At 35.0% G+C, this 668-nt stretch carries 1 pseudogene; it reads right to left on the bottom strand.

The annotated features are described in order from the left end of the window. Nucleotides 1-612 (bottom strand): annotated as a pseudogene (locus tag AC5EUN_RS17675) (IS701-like element ISAba11 family transposase); the annotation flags it as partial. Between the last annotated feature and the right edge of the window lie 56 nt (nucleotides 613-668).

Here is a 668-nt window from a genome sequence, read left to right as displayed (position 1 = left end):
TGGCAATAAACGCAGTTGAAACCATTGTCCTTTTTCTGGGGAAACCTTACGGTTACAGTCGATACCAAACATAAATCGAATACCATATTTTCTTATGGTTTTTAGATTTCCAGTCGATGAATACCAACTATCACCTGTAATAAATTGAATCTTTGCACCCCAACTGAGTACTTCACTTAACATATCCATAAAGTAATCATTCTTGGTTTTACTTTCAGATTTGTCATAAATTCGGAAATTAATTGGAATATTTTGACCATTCTGATCTGTCGCATACAAGGTAATGAGATTAATACCCTTGACGGATCGGTGGTGTTTGCCTGACCAAAAATAGCTAACCAAGTCCATATGTTGACTATAGGGTTTATCTAAAACAGTATCATCAATACTGACTATAAGTTTATTATTATCAATATGTTGAATTGCTTCTTGATATAGGTCGTGAGGTGTGTAGTCTTCACGTTCTAGAAAGCGATTTACACTATCATGCGAGATGTTATAAGTCTCGGCAAGTTGTGTGCAGCTAATAGAGTTCGGTTCTGTCATGAGAAAGCCCATATAAATGGGTAATGTACAAGTTGCTGTAGAAGCATGTTTAATTCGTCTGATCACAGATACTTTATAAAGTATTTTAATACTTTTTTGAATCCGTCAATGCGTAAGTCCTA

Source organism: Acinetobacter sp. CAU_H_S170_2 (assembly GCF_058890445.1).
This window is presented reverse-complemented; position numbering and strand designations above follow the sequence as displayed.